This is a genomic window from Ensifer sp. Root31, from assembly GCF_001424825.1.
Taxonomy (GTDB): domain Bacteria; phylum Pseudomonadota; class Alphaproteobacteria; order Rhizobiales; family Rhizobiaceae; genus Ensifer; species Ensifer canadensis.
In genome coordinates this window covers 95,283-119,407 of record NZ_LMCO01000022.1, presented here as the reverse complement: position 1 = coordinate 119,407, position 24,125 = coordinate 95,283, and the positions used below count along the sequence as shown (strand labels likewise).

The following is a 24,125-nucleotide window of genomic DNA, read 5'->3' as shown; positions in this document are numbered from 1 at the left end:
CTCCGACGACAGCTAAGCCATCAATATCCCGAATGGGGTATACCCGCACTGATAGCTACTCCGCTAACACGGTCAGAGAATAGCGCAGAACTATCGGTTGTCCTACCGCGTTCGTGAGCACCAGCATCGCTCCTGGGGCTTGGCGTTGGGGCGCGCACCCTGCATTCTGCACCCGACACTGAAGAGCGCCTTTTAACGGGAAGTGTTTGTAATGGCGAAAGAAAGCTACGACTACGTTGTGATTGGCTCGGGTGCCGCCGGCTCGATCGTGGCCAAGCGATTGGGCGAGGATCCCGCTGTCCGCGTCTTGGTTCTCGAAGCAGGCCCTTCGGACAATTCCGTTTTTGTTCGCATGCCGGCGGCGCTTTCCTATCCGCTGACTGACAAGAGGCGCATATGGTCGTTCGACACTGGCCCCGAACCTGAACTGGGTCCGCGTCATGTCACGCATGTTCGCGGTAAGATGTTCGGCGGATCGGGTTCCCTGAACGGCATGGTTTATGTGCGCGGAAACCCTCGCGACTTCGACCGGTGGGCCCGCGACTATGATCTGCCGGAGTGGTCGTATGCGCACTGCCTTCCCTATTTCAAGCGGTTGGAGAGCTTCGACGGCGGCGGGAACGAGTATCGAGGAAGCGACGGGCCAATCTCGATAACGACCATGAAGGCCCAACATGAGTTGTTTCGGGCGTTCTTGGAAGCGGGACAACAGGCCGGCCATCCTCTGAATGCAGACTACAACGCCTTTCGACAGGAGGGCGTGCACGCTTATCAGGCGAACATCGACCACGGGATCCGCGCAAGCTCCGGACGGCAATACCTTCGGCCGGCACTCAGGAAGGGCAACGTACACCTCAAGCTAAATGCACTCGTGCACCGTGTCCTCTTTGACAAGCGGCGTGCGGTAGGTGTGCGCTTCGAACAAAACGGAGCGGTTCACGACGTGTTTGCTGCGCGAGAAGTCATCGTTTGCGGCGGCGCGTTCAATACACCGCATGTCCTTTTGCTTTCCGGGGTAGGGCCGAAGGCTGAATTGGCAGCTTTAGGTATCGAGACGGCAATCGATCTACCGGGGGTCGGAAAGGGGATTCAGGATCACATTGCGGTTTCGGTAAAGTATCGCGCGGCCCGTACAGGTGTCTCCCCAGGCGTCAACATGAACCTGTTCAAGATGGCAGCGGTCGGTGCGCAATGGCTGTTCCTGAGGTCCGGTCTTGGCGCTACCAACTTGTGGGAAACGGGCTCGTTTTTCAAAAGTAGCGAGCGGGCTGAATACGCAAATATCCAGCACGAATTCCTGCCCGTTCTGGGTGAGTTGTCTCACGGAAGTGTAACGGCCGAAGACGGTTTTGTTTATCAGACCTGCCTTGCACTTCCGCGCAGCCGTGGTGCTGTTACACTAACGTCAGCTGACCCTCTTGTGTTGCCAAAAGTCGTGCTGAACTACCTCGCCGAAAGGGAAGACCAGATCGACCTCATGGACGGCATTCGGCACACAGACGAGATCGTTCACCAATCGGCGTGGGACAAGTTGCGCGGGAAACCGGTCGATCCTGGCCTTTATAAAATGAATGACGCCGACCTGCTCTCCTGGCTTCGGACGAACGTCAACACGCAATATCATCCATGTTCTAGCTGCCGAATGGGGTCGGACGACATGGCAGTCGTTGATAGCGATGGCAAAGTACACGGCGCCGAAGCATTGCGCATCGTCGACGCATCCGTGATGCCGCGAATTACCAATGCGAACTTGCACAGCCCCGTGATGATGGTGGCAGAGAAGCTGTCAGATGCGATCAGAGGCAAGGCACCGCTGGCGCCGCAGAATGTGGCCTACGCATAAAAATGGACTGTGAGAGGTGGATTTCCCAGAGGCGCCGCAAGGCGCCTCTTCTCATTAGGCGGCGTAAGGAGGCTTTGCCCATCTTTGGGCATCTCCGCGCCCGGGAACAGCAACAATCCGGACCCTGCGATGTTTCTCAATTGGAGCAGCCGGTTGAACAGATTTCCCAACGTGCCCGCGTCCTGATCGGGCTGCTCCGCTCCAGGGACCAGTTGCCTGGCCGCGGGTTCGAGAGTAGCGGGGTCTTCGTCGGCTTGCTGGCCCGGGGGCGCCTTGTCGCTCTGCGCAACATTGCCGTCAATGATCTCCTCGATGGAAAGTTGGTTTCGCTCGCCTTTGAGGGTCTTGTCGATGGCGCCGCCGACGATGTCGCGCAAGGATCCTCCGGTCGCTTTGTCGGAGAGCAGGTCATCGATCCGCAGCTTGTCGGTCGGCAATCCGAACTTCTTCAGCGTCGCCAAGGCAGCGGTGGGGTTCTTCAAAAGTCCCGACAGATCGGGATATATGCGAGGACGGGCAAAGGGCCCCTCGATCAGGATCGGAACTCCGATTCCCTCAGTTGAGATCTCGGCGCCCTGTCCATCCAGCGATGCGACCACCCGCGGATCGAGCCGAAACTTCAGCTGTCCGTCCGCAAGGTTTGCCTCCCCGGTCCCGTTCATGCGCACGAGCGGGCCGATTAGCTTGATGTCCTCGGTTCGCGCAACGCCGCTATCAACGGCAAACGAGGCACTGAGTTCAGTGAACCCTGTCGCTTGGCTTTCATTCTGCTTGAAGCCCGACGACATCAGGCCAACGAGGTTGTTATAGGCGTCGGCGATATCGATGCCGCGGATGGCGCCATCGGAAAATCGGACATCCGCGCTGCCTTGAAGCGATTGTTTGAGTGTGCCAGTCGTGCTGCCAGCTCCCGTTATGTCGAGCTTGGCCTGCAGCGCGCCTTCAAGATGTCTGAAGCCTGCCATGTCGGTCAGAAGCGGCGCCACCGAAGCGCCCGCGATCGAGGCGTTTAAAGCAATCGACGGTTCTGACCCGGAGCCGTCGGCCCTCAGGCTTGCGGTAATATGGCCGCCATAGAACGGGCTTTCAGGAAGGCTGAGACTTGCGACTCCATCGGCAACGGTAAGAGTGGTTGCCACCGGCCCTGCAAATACGTTGCCGTATCCAAGTTTATCAGCGTTGACACTAATCGATGCGTCGATCAATCGAAGCGAGGAGAAATCCAACGGAGCATCGGGCGCAGGGTCAGCTCCCTGCGCCTTCGATTGAGGTGCACTCGAGCGCGCGCCGGCGAGACGCGCAAAATCTAGCTGTGCGAACTTGAGGGCACTGGATATCTTCAATGGTGTCGTGAATTGGACAGATCCACTCCCGGTCCCCTCGACACCATTGACCGACAAAGTGGCACTTTCGAACTGAACGCTCGCCGGGCTCGCGCTGACATCACCGTTGAACGCAAATAGGTCGATGTTGTCCGGGCCGCTCTGTCCAAGCCAGCCAAGGAACCCGCGAACGTCCGCTGTCGAAAAAATCAGCTTGCCGGCATAGCCGTTCGGAATGGCCGCTTTGCCATCAAGCGAAAGAGCCGCTCCCGGCATACGCATGTCAAGCTTCAGGGGTATTCCCCCCGAGTTGAGGTCCCCGGCCAAGAGACTGCCTAACGGTAGCTGCAAGTCGACTTCGGCAGGTTTCCCGCGCCAGGCCAGGCTGCCCGACAGACGCCCCGGTTTTGCAAAGTCATCGATCCTGAGTGCCAGCTTCTTAATCTTGACTTCGCTCAACGAGGGATCGGCGACGCCCGGCGCGATGAAGGTGGCGCTGTGCAGGCCCAGGCTGCCGGTCATGTTGATTGTTTTTCTCAGGGCATCCCCCGAGAGGCCGCGAAACGCGAACCGGGTATCGATCGTGACAGACCCGGTCAAAGGAACGGATTGCCCGGTCAGATTTGCCACTTTGGCGACATCGAGCCCGCTGCTGGATATGCGGCCCTTGAAGGTCGGCTCAACCTCGCGAATATCGGCAGAGATATTTGCCGCGACGCTGCCGGCATCGATGCCGAGATGTTCTATCCTTGCCGAACCCAGTCCGTCCTTAAGCGTTGCCGCCAAGGCAACGTCTGATGCCGAGATATCACCAAGGACAAGATCCCTGATGTTCACGCCGATATCGGCATCGAACCCGGTCAGAAGCTGCAAACCCGTCGAAGCGCCCGACTTCTCCGATTTCGCGTTGGGTTGCGACGAAGCCGAGGTAGTAGCCTCAAGAAATGAGCTCAGGTCCAACCGCTCGGCGTCGATGTCAGCGAGAAACCGCGGGCGATTGCCGGGTATGAAGAGTGCGTCGAGGCCAAGAGCCTCGTCTCCAACGAGCAATTTGCCGCCGCGGATCTGGTAGCTGCCATTGGTGTTGAGGGCGACTTGTCCGGTGGCCTCGAATGCGGAGAGCCCGGGGGCGGGGGCGGGATCCGCCTCGAAGGAAAGGCTCAGGTCAGCTGGCTGTCGTTCAAGCAACGGGCGCACGGAGGAGATCGCGAGCGTCGTCTGGTAGTGGCGTTCCTCGATACGGGCGCTCGCCGAAAGGGAAAGTTGATCGTCGATGTCGGGTACTGCGAGTGAAAGGTCGATATCGGTTATGACCTGCTTCGCACCGGCAGTGCTTTGCTGTCTCAAAGTGCCACTGACAACCGAGACCGAGTCGATTGCACTTCGCTCCAGGAAACTGACAAGCGCGGCAAGCGGATCGCCTGGCTTGGCTCGGCCCAGATTGCCGCCTTCTGCGGGCGATGCTTTGCCTGTCTTCTCGTGCAATGTGATGACCGGCCGAGCCAGCCTGATCTCCTTGATGTGCAAGCGATCCGACCAGAGGGAGGAGAGTGTTACTGAGCCCGCAACCTCTCCGATTTCGGCTGTGACGCCCGCCTCTTCGCTCGATAGCACGACAGTTTCGGCAACCACCGCCACATGCGGGAATACGGACAGCCTGACGGGGCCTTTCAAGGCAATTGAGCTGCCTGTTGCAGTCGAGAGCTTTCGGCTGAGTTCGGCGCGCATCCAATCGCTCGAAACGAATCTGGGCAAGACGAGGATGGACGCGGCAATAAGAGCACCGAACGCGAGAAGGCCAAGGAAGAATCGCATTATATGTCCCCGTCGCGAATACAACTGATTCGTTATCGTTTTCCGGGGTGGAAAAATTTGCAACTGCCGGTGGACTTGTCCGGTATTATGGAGCAAGTGATCTGAGTTGTAAGCGATATGGCAGGGAAAGTGGCAGCGCGCCGCACCCCTGGGGCCATGGGTGCGCCTATCGCGTACTTACAGCATAGTGGATCGCCCGCACTGCGTTATACCTTTTTGCAGAAAGGGTATAACGGATATGAGGACCATCGACTTCGCGAGAGCTTTACCGGTCTTCGTGGTCTGACCCGCCGGACGTGATTACCGGTATGGCAAAGAAATCTACATTTCTTTCGGACCCGGGGAATGGACAAAGGGTGCTGGAACTACACCGTTCGTCTCTACCTCCCGCGACAAAAGGTGATCACTGCGGCCCCGGATGCTTCGTTTACAAGGCGAGCATGATCTCTTCATGAGAGGCGACATGGAATTCTCCTTTGTCGGTGACCCAGCCGCGGAACATGCCGTCGGTATTGTAAGGAGCGGCGACGGTGCCGTCAGCGCCGACGGCGACCAGTCCTGCGCCGATATTGTGCGGCTTCATGTCCTCCATGATGACCTTGGCCGAGGCCGTCCTGACGTCCTCGCCGAGATAGGCCATACGCGCGGCGACCTCGTGGCCTACGACATGGCGGATAAAGAACTCGCCCTTGCCGGTGCCGGAGACGGCGCAGACGCCGTCACGCGCATAGGTGCCGGCGCCGATGACGGGGCTGTCGCCGATCCGCCCGTCGGGCTTGTTGTTGTAGCCGCCAGTCGAGGTGGCGGCGGCCAGGTGGCCATACTGATCAAGCGCGACCGCGCCCACCGTCCCGTGCTTTTCGGACTCGCTGGCGGCAACCTGCGTGCCGGCGGCGACATGCGCTTTCATCGCGGCCAGCGCCTGCTTGCGCCGTTCGGTGGTGAAATAGGCCTGTTCCTCCACCGTCAGTCCCTTGGCCTCGGCAAAGCGATCCGCGGCGGGGCCGGCGAGCAGGATCGTGTCGCCGTGTTCGAGGACGGCACGCGCAGCAAGCACCGGATTGCGGATATGGCGAGAAGCGCAGACCGCACCGGCGGCGAGCGTCGTTCCGTCCATGATCGAGGCATCCAGTTCATGGATGCCGTTTTCGTTCAGCGCCGCACCATGGCCGGCGTTGAAATGCGGACTGTCCTCCATGACGACGACGGCAGCCTGCACCGCGTCGATGGCGCTCCCGCCGCGTTCCAGGATGGCGTAGCCTGCTTTCAGGGCGCGCCCGAGATCGTGCCGGGCCGCGACCCATTCGGCCTCGCTGAGGTCAAGCTTGGCCATCACGCCGCAGCCGCCATGGATGGCAAGGGCGAATTTCGTCATGGAACTCTCCGATCGATACGAGAAAGGGCACCGGTCTTGACCGGTGCCCTAGGGCAGATTGGCGGATTACTGCTTGGGATGGACATCCATGGCCAGCGTATCCTCGTCCGAGCGCGGGTCGTAGGTCACCGTGTCAGCCTTGGCGCCCCAGGCGGACAGATTGGTGGCCAAAGGCAGGTCGGGCCGGTCGGTCGCCACCAGCAGGTTCGCTTCCTCGAGCAGCGCACGGCGCTTGCCTTCGTCCATCTCGACCGCCGCATCCTCGATCAGCTTGTCCATCTGCGGGTTGGAATAGCCGCGTACGTTGAAGGCGCCGAGCGACTTGGCCGCGTCGTTGGTGTGCATCAGCGACGACAGCATATAGTTGGCTTCGCCCGTTAGCGTGCCCCAGGAGGCCATGTAGAGCGAGTATTCGCCGCGCGTCTTGGCGGGGTTGAACACCGCAGCCGGCACGCCCTGTACCTCGACGGTCACATTGATCGCAGCCAGAATCTGGGCGACGGTCGGGCCGAGTTCCGTCGGCATACGGTCGTTGGCGTAGCTGAGCGCGACCTTGAAGCCGTCGGGGTATCCGGCCTCAGCCATCAACTTGAGCGCCTTCTCGACGTCAAAGGCCGGTGCCGCGATCGTCTTGTTGTAGCCGAAGATGTTGGGGCTGACGAGCTGCGTGGAGACGACGCCCATTCCCTCGAGCGCAAATTCCACGATGGTTTCGCGGTCGAGCGCCAGATCGAAGGCTTCCCGCACCTTCGGATCGAGGAAGGGATTCTTGTCGAGCTTCTTGCCGGCATTGTCCCATACCTGCGGAGCGTCTTTGCGGAAATCGAACTCAAGGTAGGGGATGTAGATCGATTCCGTCTTGATCACCTGCAGTGCGGAATCGGACTCGATGCTGGCGAGATCGGTCGCCGGCACCTTGGAAATGAGATCGACCTGACCGGCCTTCAGCTGGGCGACGCGGGCCGCGTCATTAGGGATTTCCTTGCGCACCACCTTGTCCCAGGGCTGCGGGCCGTCCCAGTAGCCGTCGAATTTCTCCAGCACCAGGTCTTGCGTCGGCGCCCAGCTGACGAACTTGTAGGGCCCAGTGCCGATGGTCGCCTTGCCCGTGTTGAAGCCCTCGGCCGAGCTGTCCTTGGTCGAGTAATCGGCCGCGGCCTTGTGGGATACGACGAACAGGCGAATGAAATCGTTGGGCAGGGTGGGCGCAGGGCCGTTGGTCTTCACGCGCACCGTGTAGTCGTCGACGATCTCGACGCTGGCCACGCGCCGCACGTAGATGGTCGAGGGGTTTGGCCCGGTGACGTTGGGGATGCGTTCGATGGAGAACTTCACGTCCTTGGCAGTGAAGTCGGAGCCGTCGTGGAACTTCACGCCCTGGCGCAGCTTGAACTCCCAGGTCGTGTCGTCCAGCGCCTGCCAGCTGGTGGCCAGCGACGGCAGGATCTCCAGGTTGTTGCCGGAGCGCAGGAGCGTGTCGAAGATATGCTTGGTCGCCTCGGCATTGGCCGACGTCGCGGTGAAGTGCGGGTCCATCGAGGCCGGACCGTTCTTCGTCGCGATCACCAGATCCGCGGCAAGCGCGGCGGCGGGTGAGGACAGGATCGTGGCCACCAGGGCCGCGCGTAGGATGGATTTCATTGGCATTTGGTTCCTCTCTCTTTGTATTGGGTGGCGCATTCGCCACCGTCTGGCATCGTCCGAAACGTCTCGCGGATCACAGGCCTTCGTCCGGTTGGTCGCCATCGATCATCTGCGGCCATTGGCCCGATGCCGTGACCAGCTTGGTCAGAATTTCGGAAAGGTTCAGCCGCTCGGCGGGGCTGAGGCACTCCAGCATGCGCCGCTCGTGCTCGATCATCATGCCCTTGGTGGCGTCCACCGCTTCCCGGCCTTTCCCGGTCAGCTCGAGCGTGATGCGACGCTGATCGTCGGGGTCGGTCTGGCGATCGATCATGCCCAGACGTGTCAACTTGTTTGCCGCGCGGCTCAGCGTGTTCTTCGGAAAGCCGGAGGAGCGCACGACATCGGTCAGCGTCGAGCTTCCGCCCAGATGAAGCGACCACAGCACCACGAATTCGGGGCGCAGCAGGCCAAGCTGCTGCTGAATGTAACCATAGACCGGGTTGTTGAAATGGAGGGCCAGATAGTTCAGCCGGAACGAGAACCAGCAGGGATTGTCCCACAGCTTCGCGTGCATGAGGGCGTCGATTTTGGTGCCGGGCGAGGCCAGGGGTTCCTCCCGGCCGGCCCGCCCCTCAAACAGTGCCTGACGCATCGCCTCGTCCATACCGTTATCTCACACAAAATAGATATTGATCTCAAATGGAACCTTATTTGGCGTAAAACCCTTGCGTCAATCGTAATTTTTGATCCATAAAGAACTAAATTCAAGAAACGGCTCCCCGAGAGATGGTGAGGACGGGCGACGTCCCGGAGGTGTGGCCGAGCAGCGAGAAGGACGGATTATGCGTATTCAGGACATGCATTGGAGCCAGGTCGAGGAGCGGGTGAAGCAGGATGATCGCTGCGTTCTGCCGGTCGGCTCCATCGAGCAGCACGCCTATCTCAGTCTCGCCACCGACATGATCCTGGCCGAGCGCGTTTCCGTGGAGGCGGCCGAGCCACTCGGGGTGCCGGTCTTCCCGTGCCTGCCCTACGGCATGGCCTCGGGTTTTGCCGATTTCCCCGGCACGGTGAGCCTGTCGCTACGCACCTATATCGGCGTGTTCGAGGATATGCTCGACAGCCTCCATCGCTCCGGCTTCCGGCGCATCCTCATCGTGAACGGTCATGGTGGTAACACGCCGATCAACCCGGTGATTAGCGAATGGATGAACCGCAACCGTGACTGCTCGGTCAAGCTGCATGATTGGTGGCGTGCGCCGAAGACCATGGCCAAGGTGTTGGAAATCGATCCCGCCGCTTCGCATGCGAGCTGGATGGAGAATTTCCCCTGGACTCGCCTGGAGGGTGCGCCGATCCCGAACTTCCAGAAGGAGCGGATCGACTTTGCGGCCGCCGCGCGGGTCGATGCCGGCCGCAAGCGCGAGCGTATCGCCGAAGGCAACTATCACGGCGTTTTTCAGCGGTCCGACGCAGACATGCTGGCGATCTGGCAGGTCGGCGTCGAGGAAACTCGTCACGAGATCGAGCGCGGCTGGCACTGAAACCTTGGGGGCGCTTTGCCCCCTTATGCGCATCCACCCAGAGGCAGACATGGCATCCTTCATTTTTCGCAGATTGGGACAGGCGCTCTTCGTACTCCTGGTCATGTCCATGCTTGTCTTCATGGGCGTCTACGTCATCGGCAATCCGGTCGACGTTCTGATCTCGCCCGACGTGACGCAGGAGATGCGCCAGCAGGTCATCGCGCAATACGGGCTCGATCTACCCCTGTGGGAGCAGTATTTCCAATTCCTGCAGCGCTTGTTGACCGGCGATCTGGGGCGATCCTTCGTCTTCAACATGCCGGTCGTCACGCTGATCGCGCAGCGCCTGCCGGCGACGCTGGAGTTGACGCTGATCGCGGTGCTGTTCGCTTCCCTGATAGGCATTCCGCTGGGCGTCTATGCCGGCTACAAGCCCGACAGTCTGCTCGCCAAGGCGATCATGGCGGTGTCGATCCTGGGCTTTTCGGTGCCGACCTTCTGGATCGGACTGATGCTGATCATGGTTTTCGCCGTGCAGTTCGGTATCCTTCCAGCCGGCGGTCGCGGGCAAACGGCGGACCTGTTCGGTATCCCTTTTTCCTTTCTTACCCTGGACGGGTGGTCGCATCTCATCCTGCCGGCCCTCAACCTGTCGCTGTTCAAGCTGTCGATGATGTGCCGGCTGGCTGCCTCCGGCACCCGTGAGGTAATGCTGACCGATACGATCAAATTCGCGCGGGCCGCCGGCATTTCCGAAGGGACTATCCTGCGCCGCCACGTGCTCAAGCTGATCTCGATTCCCCTCGTCACGGTGTTCGGGCTGGAGCTCGGGTCGACGCTTGCCTTCGCGCTCGTCACCGAAACGATCTTCAGCTGGCCCGGCCTTGGCAAGCTGATCGTCGATTCTATCACCTCGCTCGACCGGCCCGTCATGGTCGCGTACCTGATGCTGGTTTCGGCGCTGTTCGTGGTCATCAATCTGTGCGTGGACCTCGCCTATGCGGCGCTCGATCCGCGCCTGCGGCAGGGGAGGCGCTGAGATGTCGATGGAAGCCAGCGCGGTGAGATCCGTCTCGCCGCTCGCCGAGTTCTGGCACATGTTCCGCCGCAACAAGGTCGCGGTCGCCGCTCTTGCGGTGGTTGTCGCCATCATCCTGATGGCGGTCTTCGCGCCGTTCATCGTGCCGCAGGATCCCTATGACCTGAAGGCGCTGGTGCTGCGCGATGCCCGCCGTCCGCCGGGCTATGTGGGGTCGACCGGCATCCTGCATTTGCTGGGCACGGACAGCCAGGGGCGCGACCTGCTTTCGGGCATCGTCTACGGCCTGCGCATTTCCCTGCAGATGGGGCTGGTGGCCGGCGCCATCGCCTTCTCGATCGGTGCCGTGGTGGGGTGCTTTGCCGCCTATGTCGGTGGACGCACGGAATCCGTCATTATGCGCATCGTCGACATCCAGCTTTCCTTCCCGGCGATCCTGCTGGCCTTCGTCGTGGCCGCGATCCTCGGCCAGGGCAAGTCGCAGCTGATCCTCGCCCTAGTCTTCGCCCAGTATGCCTACTTCGTGCGAACCGCCCACGGCGCGGCAGCCGCCGAGCGCCAGAAGGACTATGTCCAGGCGGCCCTTTCCGTGCCGATGAGCGGCTGGTTTGTCATCACCCGCCACATTCTGCCGAACTCTCTGCCGCCGCTCATCGTGGTCGCCACCGTGCAGATCGCCTCCGCCATTTCCTTGGAAGCAACGCTCTCGTTCCTGGGCGTCGGCCTGCCGCCGACGGAACCGTCCCTCGGCATGCTGATCGCCAACGGCTTCCAGTATCTCATGTCGGGACGCTACTGGATCGCGATCTATCCGGGCGTCGCACTGATCGTCCTCATCATGGCGATCAACCTGGTCGGCGATCAGATCCGGGACCAGCTCAATCCGAGGCTGCGCAAATGAGTGATCTTCTGGATGTCCGCAATCTGCGGACCTATTTCGAGACCGACAAGGGCACCGTCAAGTCGGTGGACGACATCTCCTTCACGCTGAAGCGCGGCGAAGTCATGGGGCTGGTCGGCGAAAGCGGCTCGGGCAAGTCCATCACCGGTTTCTCGCTGATCGGCCTTCTGGATGAGACCGGTCGCATCCAGTCGGGCAGTTCCATCCGCTTCAATGGGCGCGAGCTGGTCGGCCTGCGTGAAAGGGAGCTGCGCAAGATAAGGGGCAAGGACATCTCCATGGTGTTCCAGGACCCAATGATGACGCTGAACCCGGTGGTCAGGATCATCGACCAGATAGGCATGGCGCTTCGGGCGCACGAGCAGGTGTCGGAGGCCGAAATACGCCGCCGCGCGGTCGAGGCGCTGGCGAGGGTCAAGATCGTCGATCCGGAAAGCAAGGTGGACCAGTATCCGCACGAGTTCTCCGGTGGCATGCGCCAGCGTGTCGCCATCGCCATCGCTCTTCTCCATCGCCCGCAGCTTGTGATCGCCGACGAGCCGACCACCGCGCTTGATGTCTCGGTGCAGGCCGAGATCTTGCGCATGGTGAAAGCGCTGGTCGCCGAGATCGGAATATCCCTGATCTGGGTGAGCCACGATCTGGCCACCGTCTCCTCTATCGCCGACAGGATAGCGGTCATGCGGCGCGGCAAGATCGTCGAGCAGGGATTTGCGCGGCAGGTCCTGCACAGTCCGCGGCATCCCTATACGCGAGGGTTGCTGGACGCGCTGCCGTCGCGTTCGAAGCGCGGCGAGCCGTTGGCGTCCGCTGCGACCGAAGCAGCCGGTCCGATGGATCTGAGCGGGCTTGGCGGCGCTGCCATCGGCGCCGCAGCCGATACGGCCTTCTTGAAGGCGGAGGCGGTCGGAAAGATCTTCGCCCCGCGCATGGGCTTCCTGCGCGCACTCGCCATGCGCTGGGGGCTGGCGCGGGAGCTCCGTCCGGTCCATGCGGTGATATCCGCCGACCTCACCATCGCCCGCGGCGAGATCCTCGGCCTAGTCGGGGAATCCGGTTCCGGCAAATCGACGCTCGGACGCATATTGTGCGGCATCTATCCGCCGACGTCAGGCACGATCAGCATCGGTGGCAAGCCGGTGCGCTCCGCGACGGGTAAGCTCGGCACCCACGTGCAGATGATCTTCCAGGATCCTTTCGCCTCGCTCGATCCCCGTCGTACGATCTACCAGTCCATGGCCGAAGGGCCGATCGCGCACGGTTTCTGCACGCGCACCAGTGCTCGCGACTACGTCAACCGGTGGCTTCGCGCCGTCGCCTTCGATCCGGCGCTGGCGGATCGCTATCCGCACCAGTTCTCGGGCGGCCAGCGCCAGCGCATCGCAATCGCGCGGGCGCTCGCCATGCAGCCCGAGGTCATTATCTGCGACGAACCTGTCGCCTCCCTCGATGTGTCGATCCAGGCGCAGGTCATCAATCTGTTGATGGAGCTGCGCCGTAAACTCAACATCACACTGCTGTTCATCAGCCACGACCTGTCGGTCGTCCATCACCTGTGCGACCGCGTCGTGGTGATGCGTCACGGCGAGATCGTCGAACATGGGACTGCGACGCAAGTCTTCACGGCGCCCCGACATTCCTACACGCAGATGCTTCTCGACGCCGTCCCGATGCTGGAGGCCCAACCCCAATAGCACTCGCTGGACGGAGCTCGTTGCATTGGCCAATCCGGCTGTGGCGGCCGTGATCGTGATGGGCTAAGCGCGCTGCAAGTTACGCTGACCAAATCCACACCCGCGAATGGCAGGATTTGACGGTTCTATGTCATAGACGCCTTGCACCGCCCGACTGCAAAATCCGGCCACTCCGATCAACTCCCTCAACCATCAAAAAGAGGTCGAACTTGAAAATCCTTGCTCTTGCTTTTCCGGGGCTCACGCTGATTGATCTTGTCGGCCCTCTCCAAGCATTCAGTTTTCTGCCTGGCTTCGAGACGCAGATCGTGTGGCAGAAGAAGGGCCCGATCCGGTCCGACGCGGGAGTTACAATTGAGGCAACACACGACTTCGAGGACTGCTGGGAAAATCCCGATATCTTGTTCGTCCCTGGCAACACCAAGGCTCTCTTTGCGCAGTTGGAAGACAAGAAGACGATTGATTTCATCGCTGATCGCGGCCAGCGGGCGCAATGGGTGACAAGCGTCTGCAACGGCTCGTTGCTTCTCGCAGCCGCCGGCCTTCTTCGCGGCTACAAAGCCGCGTCCTATTGGTTTACGCGCGAGCACCTAGCGCTATTTGGGGCAACACCGACGGACGCCCGCTGGGTGATCGATCGCAACCGCGCCACAGGTGGTGGCATGACTGCGGGCGTCGATTTCGGGCTGGCTATGGTATCCCACATTGTTGGTGTGGAGCACGGTCGGCTTGTCGAGTTAATCTTTGAATACGCCCCACAACCGCCGCACGGCACGGGCCGGCCCGAACTTGCTGATTCGACAACGCTCTCGAAGGCACTCGAAATTCTTCCGGGCCACATGGCAATCGAGCGATTGCCCGAGATTGCCAAAAATATGCCCGGCGTCCCATAATTGTTCGCACGCCAAAAGCAACTATCTTCGATGTCCTGGCGAGCCCAGCGCACTGATGATGGTGCCTTCTCATGGTTCGATTGATGAATGCTCGTCGAAAGATCGTTTTCCTCACTTTTCCGGATGTGGCTTCGCTCGACATCTCGGGGCCCGCGGACGTCTTTCATCTTGCTCGCGACTTTCTCGATGATGATCAGAACGGATATGAGGTCGTCATAGCATCTGTTACGGGGGGCCACATTCAGTGTTCGAACGGTATGACGATCGACACTGTAGATCTGCGCGGCATTGAGGCGAACAGTATTGACACACTGATCGTCCCAGGTGGCGGACCCCCGCAGAGCCCTCCCGTTCCCTTAGACGCCGTCGCCTGGCTCGCGCATCACGGTTCCGACGCCCGCCGGGTGTGCTCGGTATGCACGGGCGCCTTCCTTCTTGCGGAGGCCGGATTAGCGGACGGACGGCGCCTCGCGACCCATTGGCAAGCGGGCGAGGAGCTCGCCGCTCGTTATCCGCGGATAGAAGTCGAACGCGATCTTTTGTTTGTTGCCGACGGCGATATCTGGAGCTCGGCTGGCTTTACGGCGGGCATAGATCTATCCCTTGCCCTGATAGAAGCCGACCACGGATACGCCATAGCGATTGCTCTGGCGCGCATGCTGGTCATGTTTTTGAAGCGCCCCGGTGGCCAGTCCCAGTTCTCCGCGCCGCTGGCGTCCCAAACCGCAAGGGACCCAACATTCGACAAGCTTCATGCTTGGATCGCCAACAGCCTCAATGGCGACCTGCGGGTTGAAACACTCGCCGCGCAGGTCAACATGGCTCCCCGGACATTCGCCCGCCGTTACGCAGCCGTCGTCGGCCGCACCCCGGGAAGGACGATCGAGCTCATCCGGTTAGACGCCGCCTGTTCGGCTTTGCTCGAAAAGGACACTTCGCTGAAGGCGATCGCCGCGAAAACTGGCTTCGGTGACGAGCAGAATTTGCGCCGGACCTTTCTCCGGAATTTTGGGATTCTGCCGGGCGACTACCGGGAACGGTTCGCGAGCACCGAACCGATCTGGCAGAAAATGACGGTTTAATGACGTTGCTGACAACAGCGCATTCGGAAGGAAGCCAACATGCAGCAGATTTTTTGTTGAACTCTACAACTATAGGCCTAGCTGGCTGTCACTGTCGCAGGCCGAACGTGAGACGTTCACGAGCCACGTTGCCGCCGCGGTCGATGCGTCCGTCGCGAAGGGCGTAGAGGTCATCGCATGGGGCTTTAATAGTATAAGCACCGACAAACGCGCCCCATACCATCGCCTGAGTTTCAGCGAACATTCGAGGGCGAAATCAACGCATCTCCATGGCACAGCTATTTAGAGCAAGCCAACGTGAGCGGCAGACTCTCTGATTGCCCAATTTTCCGCCGATCCGGCTCAGCGGATCGGCGGCGCGGCCATGCCGGGACACGGCCGCCGGGGCGGCTATCGGTTGCTGTTGCACTATCCGATAAAGACACAGCCAAAGTGACGCAAAGAGACTTTGTCCTATCTTCCTATGTCCTACGCCCCGGTGTTAATGCTTCGCCATGCAGCGAAATCTCTACCATCATCTTGGCTGGCATCATGGCATCGAACTGTTCGAGGCCGCGTTCAGCAAACAGACTTTCGGCCGCCATGCACATGAAGGCTTCGCCATCGGCGCTATCGCCGAAGGCGCGGGCGGCTACGTCTGCCGGGGTGAGAGCATGGTTTTGCCGGCTGGTTCACTATCGCTCATGAACCCCGAGGAACCGCATACCGGCCACGCCGCCGCCGGCCGCGTTCGCTACAACATGCTCTATGCCTCCGAGAACGCGGTGCGCGCGATTCTGGACTTGCGGCATCTGCGCGGGTTTTCCGCTATCGCACCGCAGGACCAAGGGTTGAAGCTGACCCACTCCCTCGCTGCACTGACCCATCGCCTCAATATCCAAGAGGCGGCGGATTGGCAGATCGCCGTCGAAGAAGCCATCCATGACGTGCTGGTTCAGGCGTTCACGCACTATGGCGGGGCCGAACTGCGCGCGGCGGGCCGGGAGCCGGGCGCCGTCAGGCTGGTCCGCGCGCGGATCGCGGCCGGTGTCGAAGCCGGAGAAACGCTTACGCTCGCCGAACTGGCGGACGATGCCGGATTGAACGCATCCTATCTGATCCGCAGCGTCAAACGCGCTACAGGGCTGACGCCCCACGCCCATATCGTGCAAGCCCGTGTGGATCGAGCGCGCCGGATGCTGCTGGACGGCACTCCGGCGGCCGAGGCGGCCATCGCGGCGGGCTTCTGCGATCAGGCGCATCTCATCCGGCAGTTTCGACGTCATTACGGCGTGACACCGGGCGCGCTGGTCCGGCACTGAAAGGTCAATTTGATCCAATCCTCGCCGGGCTGATCCATGTCAGAGCGTTCCGAAAAAAGGACCGTTCTTCATGTCGTTCAAGCCCGTCGTCATCCTTGCCGAAGATTTGCCCCTCGGCCTCAAGACCAATTTCGCCGCCGTCCTCGGCATGAGCCTCGGCCAGTTGCGTCCCGAGCTGGTGGGGACCGCGACCCCCACGCAGGACGGCGTGACGCTTTCCGGTATCACCAGCGTCGCCCTGCCGATTCTCGGTGCGCCCGCCGCCGACCTGCCCGCATTGTTCCTTGCCGCCGGAGATTTACCGATCCGGCTGGCCTATATGCGCTCGGCCTTCGAGGCGAGAGACTATGCGGATTATACCGCCCGCATCGCCGCCGCGCCGCTGGCCGACCACGCGCCGCAGGCGATCCTGCTTGGCGGTCCCCGCAAGGCCGTGGACCGGTTTTGCGGCCGCCTGCCGCTGTTGCGCTGACCATGCCGCCTTTCGAGACGCTTCTTGCCACGTCCGGTTTCGCGTGGCCGCCTCGGCCACGCCGGGGCCAGTCAACATCATCGGTGCGATGACCGGCGCACGCTACGGCGCAACGCGCGCGCTGGCCTTCGTTACCGGGGCGACCGCGAGTTTCCTCGTGCTCCTGCTTGCCTTCGGCACGGGCATGTTGGCGGGAACCGGATGGATATTGGCGCTTGCCCGACCGATGACCCTGATCGGTAGCGCCTATCTGTTGTGGATGGCTTGGGCCTCGCGCGCGATGACGGCAAGGTCGAGCGGCAAGACCTCGACCATGCTCCCGGCTTTTGGTTGGGCGCGCTGGTGCAGGGATTAAACCCGAAGGCATGGCTTGCGGTGTTTTGCTCGCTCTCGGCCTTCGTACTGCCGCTCGCTGATCGCGCGATGGGGCTGGTCGTATTCGCCGCGCTGTTCGGCGCGATCTGCTGGCTGTCGCTCGCGCTATGGGCATGGGGCGGCGCGCGGATCGGTCAGGGCCGGATGCGCCTGTTCAACCGGCTGATGGCGCTGGCGCTCGCGCTTTCGGTCGCGTGGCTGCTCGCCCGGACGTTCATGTGAAAGCCTTCGCACCACGAGCGACAACCGGACCATACATTTGTTCAGACCCGATCAGGTTCGGCAAAACCGCAGGATTTCCTCGCTGACCAGCGCCGAAGCCTCCCGTTGCGGGAAATGGCCGACACCTTCCAGAAGGTGACGCTCATAGCGGCCCTGGAAAAGCTCTAGCGTCGTCTTAACTTGAGTGGGGCCGAGGATGGTCACCCTGTTGCCAGTTATGCAGCGGTCGACAGCGTAATTTCGCGCCACATGTTCATAGCGGCGTTTCGCAGTTTGCGATGTTCAGCAGTGCTGGTCCGTTTGCGGCGAAGATGGAAGAGGTTGGTGATCGGGCCGTGGCTGGATACGAAGCGCTGACATTGTTGTGCCGACTTGAGGCGCATAACCGCCCGAGATCGCAAGCGGACGGCAGCAACCGAACCTTGCTGTTTCGACCCCGCAGAGCTGGAGAGGAGGAAATAATGGCAATCGTAACACCCGGCAAAATGATAGCGGAGGACATCTCTGAAGAAAGCGTGTGCGGGCCGAGCCGGGTTCTCTGGATCAGCGAGGCCGGGGGCCTCACGCAGTTTGGGGCCTTCATCGAGATACTATCTCCGGGGTCGCGTTCTTCCCTCAAGCACTGGCACAAGTCCGAAGACGAGATGGTCTATGTGCTGGAGGGGACCGTTACTGTGATCGAAGGCGACACGGAGACCCTTCTTCATCCCGGTGACGCGGCGACATTTGGTGCAGGGGAACCCACCGGCCACTTCCTTGAAAATAGAAGCGATGCGCCAACCCGTTGCCTCGTCGTCGGCACCCGCGCCCCGGTTGATGTAATCAGCTACCCGGACCATAATCGAGTTTGTCTCAGGTACCGATCCCTTCCCGATGATGTTTGGACCGATGGACGTGGTGATCCAGCTTCCAACCCCTACGGCTAAGGGTAATTGCGCCCAGCGACTTGGCTTCAAAGCTGAGGGGTTGTCGTCGCTGGAAGGCTATCGGCCTATTCCCCGCTGCCGGCCCAACTGACACGACACCGATCCGCTCTGAACGATGCCGCTGACCTCGCGGCCGAGCTGGCGGTCGATGACCGGCCGCCACGGAACAAGCGTGAACTCATGGCTCTGCTCGACCACGGCGAACTTGCCGCTCGATAGTTGGAGGGTCCCGGTGAACTTGCCGGTGACGGTCTCGCCGTCGGCGGCGGCGCGGAACGGCAGGCCCTTGCTCGCGGCCAGCTCTCCACCGACACGGGCAACCTCGCGCTCGCGCAGCGTGGCGAGGAGATTGCGCCGATAGGCGATGCCGCCGTTCGGCTGGCGGGCCGCGTCACCCCGGTCGATATGGTGCCCGCGGCGGCGGTCCATCGCCTCGCGCACCTGCTGGCCGAAGCCGGAGGGCACGAGATCCGATGGCTCGGCTGACACAAGCCGCCGGTCGAGCCAGGTCGCGCCGCCCGCGCCGATCTGCTGTTCCAGCCGGGCGGCGGAGAGGCTGTGGATATTGGCCTGCCGATTGCGGCCGGCGTCATAGGCAGCGGCGCGGCTCTCGAAATTCTCAGCAGTGGGAAGAGCGGCTGGCCGCCTATGTGCGCTCGTCCTTTGCCGCCCAGCAGACGTTCGTTTCCACCTTGTCTCAGCGTGTGTCGATGCGCAGCCGGCTCGTCGATGTCGAGGCCGGCACCAAGGCGGCGATGATCGACGCCCAGGAAACGCTGCAGGAGGCCGAGCGCGACCTCGTCAGCCAAAAGGGCACCAGGAGGCAAGGACCGCACTCGATGTGCTGAAGTCGGAGGCGGACAGCCAGTTCAGCACCCTCCAGTCGGAAAACATGCAGCGCCTCGCCGAAGCCATGCGCGAGGCCGAGCAAGCGGTGCAGGAACTGGCGAAGGCAAGCCGACGGCTATCGGCCATGACCATCCGCAGTCCGGAAACAGGTATCGTCCAGGCATCGGCGATCACCACCGTTGGCCAGGTGCTGACGCCGGGCACCGAACTGATGCGGATCGTGCCAAGCGACCAGAAGCTGGAGATCGAAGCCTATCTGCCCAACCGCGACATCGGCTTTGTCGAGGCGAGCGACGAGGCCGTCATCAAGGTGGAGGCCTTGCCGTTCACCAGATACGGCATTCTGCACGGCACGGTGATCCGTGTCGCCACCGACGCCATCCCCCAACCAGACGCTCGCCAGCTTGAGGAAATGTCCGGCAATCTGCAATCGGCCGTTCCGGTCAGCAATGCGCAGCGTGTGCAGAACCTCGTCTATCCCGTGATCATCGACCCAGTCGAAACCGACATTCTGGTCGATGGCAAAGCCGTTCCGCTGGCGCCGGGCATGACGGTGACCATCGAGATCAAAACCGGACAACGTCGCATCCTGGAGTATTTGTTCTCACCGCTGGCTGAGGTCGCTTCAGGGGCGATGAAGGAAAGGTGAGGCGTACCGCATGGCTCCTGGCGGAGAAAGCTGGATCGCCCGGATCTCTCGATTCAGGGCAGCGGTGAAAGGCGAAATAGAGCGTCTCGAATAGAGGGACGTGCGATCACCAGACCATCAGCGTCTTATAAGGGGTGAGGGAGGGCATGGACAGAGTTCCGTTCAGGCCCCTAGCCGCGCCTCTGCATAAATATCGTTGTGATCGTCGTTTGCGTGGCCGATCTCATGCCTGGCGGCCCGAACCAAGAAGCCCGAGCGGGTCAGCCCTTGCGCTTCGGCGAATGCATCGATCGCCTTTAGGACGTCTTCCGGCAGGGTAATATTCACGCGAACCGCTCTTTTGGCTTCAGCCTTGACGCCAACTAGAATTGCAACACCGTCCTGGTTCTCCGCGTCTGCCATTACCGCTTCCAGTGTGGAAGGTTCGGGAATTGCTTCGCCGTCTTCGGCTAGGCCTTCAATGTGTAGAGACAAGGCTTCTTCGGCCATAGCTCGCGCATCGTCGAGGTCTGTTCCCGCGGTGATCAGGCCAGGAAAATCGGGAAAGGACACGCCGTAATCACTGTCGGCATCCTTATGGATCAATCCGATATAATTGCGCATGTTCGTTACCTCAGCTTGAGTCCGGCTTGTTTCTCGATACTCTTCAACGTTCCGATCGGGATGTCCCTTTTCGGGTGTGGAACAGTAACGCGGCCAAGTTTATCGGGATGCTTAAATTGAACATGGCTGCCCTTGGTGGCAACCTCGTACCAGCCATCCTTTTGCAAGGCCGCAATGATGTCACCGCTCTTCATAGTTCAGACAATACACACGAATGTGTATTGTTGCAAGTCCGCAGCCTCAATGGGCGGTTTCACACTTGATCGACAATGGGCTCGCAGGTTTACGGTTGGCCAGCGATCCGCGACGGATACCTCACGATCGAGCCTGTTCCCATTCGCGACAGTCGCATAATGTATCGCGGGAACCGGCAGCCCGGTAAATGTGCCTGGTCCATTCCCGCGGCCAACTTCGCGACGGCCTTCCGCCGGCAGTTCGGCATCACGCCAGGCCGCGACCTCGATGTTTGCTCAACCAGCCCGCCGTCAACTGCGAATCAGCCTCTCTCTTGCGCCGCGTAGCGCCGGCAGGACAGCTTCAGGATCGAGCGCGTGCATTGCAACGACGCCAACGGCCATGTTGAGTTCGGCGATGGGTACAAAAACTCCGCTCGCGCCTTGTTGAATTGCACCGCACGAATAGGCATAGCCTGTTCTCCGCGCCTCAAGCACGGGCTCTGGGTCGTCGGGGTGCGGGGCGCGGAGCGAGTATAGTGCGATCCCTGATGCTCCCTGTGTGATCGAGTGGCGCCTGCCGAGTCGATAGGAGACCTGGACGGGGCCGTCATTTTGGGCCGCGACCCGCAGTGCCACACAGTCATTTCCATCAGCGAACACGATAGCGGAAGTCGCCAAGGTACGGCTCGACAACTCATCGAGAATGGCTTGGGTGCTAGGGGGCAGCTCGTCGCTTACCGCCCCAAAAAGGGCTGGGATGGCTTTGCCGAGATGAAGCCCCTCGGAGATGTCCGAGTGGATGTATCCGGCTGTCTGCAGCGTGTGGACGATACGGTAGGCGATAGTGCGATGAACGCCGAGTTCTTTTGCTAGCTGTGCGATCGATAGGCGGTGCTGCGACGAGGCAACAATGTCGAGAGCTCTGAGACCACGCTCCAAAGTTTGTAATTGTGCGACCACGATCCTTCTCCGCAATTTCTCATTGGCTTCTAGTCTCTTCTTCACGGTGTTGACAGCACCAATTGACGCGGACTCACATGTATGTATCTAATATCGTACACTATGTGCGATAATAGCACAAAGCCAAGTGAAAAATTTGTGAGTTTCAGGGAGTGAGCATGATTTCCTCATCTAGTGGCACGGAAAGCCACTGCCCGTTTTCGCGGCAGGCCCGCAATTTCGATATGTTCGGTGCCGATTATCAGGCTGACCCCGCACAGGCTCTGCGCTTCTCTCGGGAGGGTGAGCCTGTCTTCTATTCCGAGGCCATGGGACATTGGATCGTCAGCCGGTATCAGGACATCAAAGCCATTTTCAAGGACCCGATCACATTCTCAGCGTACAATGTTCTCGAGAAAATTATCCCTGCGCCCGAAAAAGCTTTGGCCATCCTAAAGTCCTACAATTACGAGATGGACCGGACGCTCGTGAACGAAGTTGAGCCGGTGCATATGGAGCGCCGGAGATTACTTTTGGACGCTTTCACTCCAGCCCAACTGGAGCGCCATCGCACGGCAGTTCAACAGATCGTTCAGGATAGGGTAGACGGCTTTCTCCAGCGAGGACGCGTGGATCTCGTCGACGAACTTCTCTGGGACGTTCCGCTGACGGTTGCACTTCAGTTTTTAGGAGTGCCAGATGAAGACAAAGAAACGTTGCGACGTTTCTCTGCGGCCCACACCGTGAATATTTGGGGTCGGCCAACACCAGATGAGCAACTTGAAGTGGCAAATGCTGTTGGGCAATTCTGGGTGTACTCAGGCAAGGTGCTCAGCAAGATGATCGCCAATCCATCCGGTGAAGGCTGGATGTACGATATGATCGCCAAGAATCGAATTGCGCCGGAGGTTGTGACCGACAACTTCTTGCATTCCATGATCATGGCGATTTTAGTCGCGGCACATGAAACAACATCCTTAGCCTCCGCAAATGCGATAAAACTGCTACTCTCGGATCCCGTTCGCTGGCAGAAGCTGTGCGAAAACCCGGCGCTTGTTCCAGCTGCTGTCGAGGAATGCTTGCGACATTCCGGGTCAATTGTGGCTTGGCGGCGCCAAACGACACAAGAAGTGACGTTGGGCGGTATAAGAATTCCAGAGGGCGCCAAGTTATTCGTTGTCACAGCCTCGGCCAACCACGATCCGGACCATTTCGAAAACCCAGACGAGTGGGATGTCTACCGTGACAACTCATCGGAGCATTTGACGTTTGGTTACGGGGCGCATCAATGCCTAGGTAAGAACCTTGCTCGGATGGAGATGTGCATTTTTATCGAAACCCTGACCAGGCGCATTCCGGGTCTGCGTTTGGCCAGACAACAGTTTTCGTATCTGCCAAACACGTCCTTCCGCGGTCCGCAGGCGCTTTGGGTTGAATGGGATCTCGAAGCGGAGCCGGAAGCGACGGTCCCGACGGTTTTCCGAATCGGTGGACCCGATGTTAAGTCCCTAGTCCGGTCGATGGTAGTTACGCGGCGTGATACAGAAGCGCGCGACATTATCACGGTGTCTCTCGCAGCGGCGAATGGTGACGTGCTTCCACGATGGTCGCCGGGATCGCATGTGGAATTGATGTTGCCGAATGGTGAGGGACGAAAGTATTCGTTGTGCGGACACGCTGAGGCGGAAATTTACACCCTTGCGATTCAGCTTGAGGCAGAGGGGCGGGGTGGATCGAAATGGCTACACGAAAACCTGAGGCCCGGTATGGAGATCGCCATGCGGGGGCCGAAGAACTTCTTTCGGTTTGATCCGGAGGCTTCGACCCATCTATTGATTGCGGGCGGCATCGGAATCACGCCGATCATTGCCATGGCCGATGCACTACGGATTGCTGGAAAGCCGTATCGGCTGGTGTATCTTGTCGGGAAACGCGAGCAAATGGCTCTTACGGAGCAGGTCTCATGCCACGGCGATTGTGCCATCATCCATGTCTCGGGCGAGACAGGGAGGCTCAGCCTGTCATCGCTGATTAATGAGCTGCCCGCCGGTGCGGAAGTATGCGCTTGCGGCCCGAGCAGGCTACTCGACATGCTGGCGCTTCTCGTCCAAGGAAAGGACGAAGTCAGCCTTCGCGTTGAGCATTTTGCACCTTTAAGCGCGATCCGCGAGCCCCACGTGGAGGAAGCCTTCGATGTCGAACTCGTCAACAGCGGAGTCACATTGACTGTTGCGCAAGACAGGACGCTTTTAGAAGTTCTGAACGCGGCTGGATTGGACGTGCCGTATGACTGCGGTGAGGGGTTATGTGGTAGCTGTGAGGTCAGTGTGGCCGGGGGCGAGATTGATCACCGTGATCGGGTTTTGTCTGGGGATGAGCGTCGGCGACAGGATCGCATGATGGCATGTTGTTCTCGTGGCAAAGGAGCGCTCAAACTTAATCTATGATTGAAACGGCGCTGGCTTGCGCCTTGAACTTGCCTCCGGGAGGGGAGGTC

The 24,125-nt window shown here is 60.5% G+C and carries 22 protein-coding genes and 1 pseudogene; 15 read left to right on the top strand and 8 right to left on the bottom strand.

Translation table 11 applies throughout. From position 1 onward, the window contains the following. The first annotated feature begins 211 nt into the window (after positions 1-211). On the top strand, positions 212-1,843 hold the full coding sequence (locus tag ASD00_RS20020) for a choline dehydrogenase (RefSeq protein WP_057208564.1): 1,632 nt from the start codon (positions 212-214) through the stop codon (positions 1,841-1,843). Here ASD00_RS20020 and ASD00_RS20015 read toward each other — a convergent pair. From ASD00_RS20015 to ASD00_RS20000, 4 genes are all read right to left on the bottom strand, one after another. Further along, entirely contained in the window at positions 1,834-4,983 is a 3,150-nt protein-coding gene (locus ASD00_RS20015; protein WP_082523664.1) for an AsmA family protein, read from the bottom strand. The genes ASD00_RS20020 and ASD00_RS20015 overlap by 10 nt on opposite strands. A 424-nt stretch (positions 4,984-5,407) precedes the next feature. Next, entirely contained in the window at positions 5,408-6,355 is a 948-nt protein-coding gene (locus ASD00_RS20010) for an isoaspartyl peptidase/L-asparaginase (RefSeq protein ID WP_057208562.1), read from the bottom strand. A gap of 66 nt (positions 6,356-6,421) precedes the next feature. Then, positions 6,422-7,996, bottom strand: a complete 1,575-nt coding sequence (locus ASD00_RS20005) for an ABC transporter substrate-binding protein (RefSeq protein ID WP_244496095.1) — start codon at positions 7,994-7,996, stop codon at positions 6,422-6,424. A gap of 76 nt (positions 7,997-8,072) precedes the next feature. Then, the gene (locus tag ASD00_RS20000) at positions 8,073-8,645 is read right to left on the bottom strand and encodes a MarR family winged helix-turn-helix transcriptional regulator (RefSeq protein WP_057208560.1); all 573 of its coding nucleotides are present in this window, start codon (positions 8,643-8,645) and stop codon (positions 8,073-8,075) included. A 178-nt stretch (positions 8,646-8,823) separates the two neighbouring features. Here ASD00_RS20000 and ASD00_RS19995 point away from each other — a divergent pair, with 178 nt between their 5' ends. From ASD00_RS19995 to ASD00_RS19945, 11 genes are all read left to right on the top strand, one after another. Beyond that, positions 8,824-9,525, top strand: coding sequence for a creatininase family protein (locus ASD00_RS19995; protein WP_057208559.1), 702 nt, complete (start codon positions 8,824-8,826; stop codon positions 9,523-9,525). Between the two features lie 49 nt (positions 9,526-9,574). After that, positions 9,575-10,546, top strand: coding sequence for an ABC transporter permease (locus ASD00_RS19990; protein ID WP_057208600.1), 972 nt, complete (start codon positions 9,575-9,577; stop codon positions 10,544-10,546). A gap of 1 nt (position 10,547) precedes the next feature. After that, positions 10,548-11,447, top strand: a complete 900-nt coding sequence (locus tag ASD00_RS19985) for an ABC transporter permease (RefSeq protein WP_057208557.1) — start codon at positions 10,548-10,550, stop codon at positions 11,445-11,447. Further along, complete coding sequence (locus tag ASD00_RS19980; protein WP_057208556.1) at positions 11,444-13,141, top strand: ABC transporter ATP-binding protein; 1,698 nt, start codon at positions 11,444-11,446, stop codon at positions 13,139-13,141. Before ASD00_RS19985 ends, ASD00_RS19980 begins: the two co-directional genes overlap by 4 nt. Positions 13,142-13,350: 209 nt before the next feature. Continuing rightward, a complete protein-coding gene (locus ASD00_RS19975) occupies positions 13,351-14,034 on the top strand; it encodes a DJ-1/PfpI family protein (RefSeq protein ID WP_057208555.1) in 684 nt (227 codons plus the stop codon). A 71-nt stretch (positions 14,035-14,105) separates the two neighbouring features. Next, positions 14,106-15,116: a DJ-1/PfpI family protein gene (locus ASD00_RS19970; protein WP_057208553.1), complete on the top strand. Its 1,011-nt coding sequence runs from the start codon at positions 14,106-14,108 to the stop codon at positions 15,114-15,116. A gap of 494 nt (positions 15,117-15,610) precedes the next feature. After that, a complete protein-coding gene (locus ASD00_RS19965) occupies positions 15,611-16,417 on the top strand; it encodes an AraC family transcriptional regulator (RefSeq protein ID WP_057208552.1) in 807 nt (268 codons plus the stop codon). 70 nt (positions 16,418-16,487) lie between these two features. Continuing rightward, positions 16,488-16,889: a DUF2000 domain-containing protein gene (locus ASD00_RS19960; protein ID WP_057208551.1), complete on the top strand. Its 402-nt coding sequence runs from the start codon at positions 16,488-16,490 to the stop codon at positions 16,887-16,889. Positions 16,890-16,932: 43 nt separating this feature from the next. After that, a complete protein-coding gene (locus ASD00_RS39030) occupies positions 16,933-17,244 on the top strand; it encodes a LysE family transporter (RefSeq protein WP_057208549.1) in 312 nt (103 codons plus the stop codon). Beyond that, positions 17,220-17,486 carry a hypothetical protein gene (locus ASD00_RS39025; RefSeq protein WP_057208548.1) on the top strand — a complete coding sequence of 89 codons (267 nt, stop codon included), beginning with the start codon at positions 17,220-17,222 and terminating at the stop codon, positions 17,484-17,486. Before ASD00_RS39030 ends, ASD00_RS39025 begins: the two co-directional genes overlap by 25 nt. A gap of 461 nt (positions 17,487-17,947) precedes the next feature. Next, on the top strand, positions 17,948-18,412 hold the full coding sequence (locus ASD00_RS19945; RefSeq protein WP_057208546.1) for a cupin domain-containing protein: 465 nt from the start codon (positions 17,948-17,950) through the stop codon (positions 18,410-18,412). Positions 18,413-18,469: 57 nt separating this feature from the next. On the opposite strand, the pseudogene ASD00_RS19940 reads toward ASD00_RS19945, so the two are convergent. Continuing rightward, positions 18,470-19,051, bottom strand: a pseudogene (locus ASD00_RS19940) (DUF3363 domain-containing protein); the annotation flags it as partial. Between the two features lie 11 nt (positions 19,052-19,062). Here ASD00_RS19940 and ASD00_RS19935 point away from each other — a divergent pair. Together ASD00_RS19935 and ASD00_RS19930 are read left to right on the top strand one after the other, a co-directional pair. Next, entirely contained in the window at positions 19,063-19,260 is a 198-nt protein-coding gene (locus tag ASD00_RS19935) for a hypothetical protein (protein WP_057208544.1), read from the top strand. Further along, positions 19,254-19,910, top strand: coding sequence for an HlyD family efflux transporter periplasmic adaptor subunit (locus ASD00_RS19930; RefSeq protein ID WP_057208542.1), 657 nt, complete (start codon positions 19,254-19,256; stop codon positions 19,908-19,910). Before ASD00_RS19935 ends, ASD00_RS19930 begins: the two co-directional genes overlap by 7 nt. A gap of 162 nt (positions 19,911-20,072) precedes the next feature. Here the strand turns inward: ASD00_RS19930 and ASD00_RS19925 are convergent, their stop codons facing one another. From ASD00_RS19925 to ASD00_RS19915, 3 genes are all read right to left on the bottom strand, one after another. Then, complete coding sequence (locus tag ASD00_RS19925; RefSeq protein ID WP_057208541.1) at positions 20,073-20,513, bottom strand: type II toxin-antitoxin system HicB family antitoxin; 441 nt, start codon at positions 20,511-20,513, stop codon at positions 20,073-20,075. Positions 20,514-20,518: 5 nt separating this feature from the next. Further along, a complete protein-coding gene (locus tag ASD00_RS19920) occupies positions 20,519-20,707 on the bottom strand; it encodes a type II toxin-antitoxin system HicA family toxin (protein ID WP_057208540.1) in 189 nt (62 codons plus the stop codon). A 291-nt stretch (positions 20,708-20,998) separates the two neighbouring features. After that, entirely contained in the window at positions 20,999-21,694 is a 696-nt protein-coding gene (locus tag ASD00_RS19915) for a helix-turn-helix domain-containing protein (protein ID WP_162249739.1), read from the bottom strand. A 113-nt stretch (positions 21,695-21,807) separates the two neighbouring features. Here ASD00_RS19915 and ASD00_RS19910 point away from each other — a divergent pair, with 113 nt between their 5' ends. After that, positions 21,808-24,075 carry a cytochrome P450/oxidoreductase gene (locus tag ASD00_RS19910; RefSeq protein ID WP_057208537.1) on the top strand — a complete coding sequence of 756 codons (2,268 nt, stop codon included), beginning with the start codon at positions 21,808-21,810 and terminating at the stop codon, positions 24,073-24,075. The last annotated feature ends 50 nt before the right edge of the window (positions 24,076-24,125 follow it).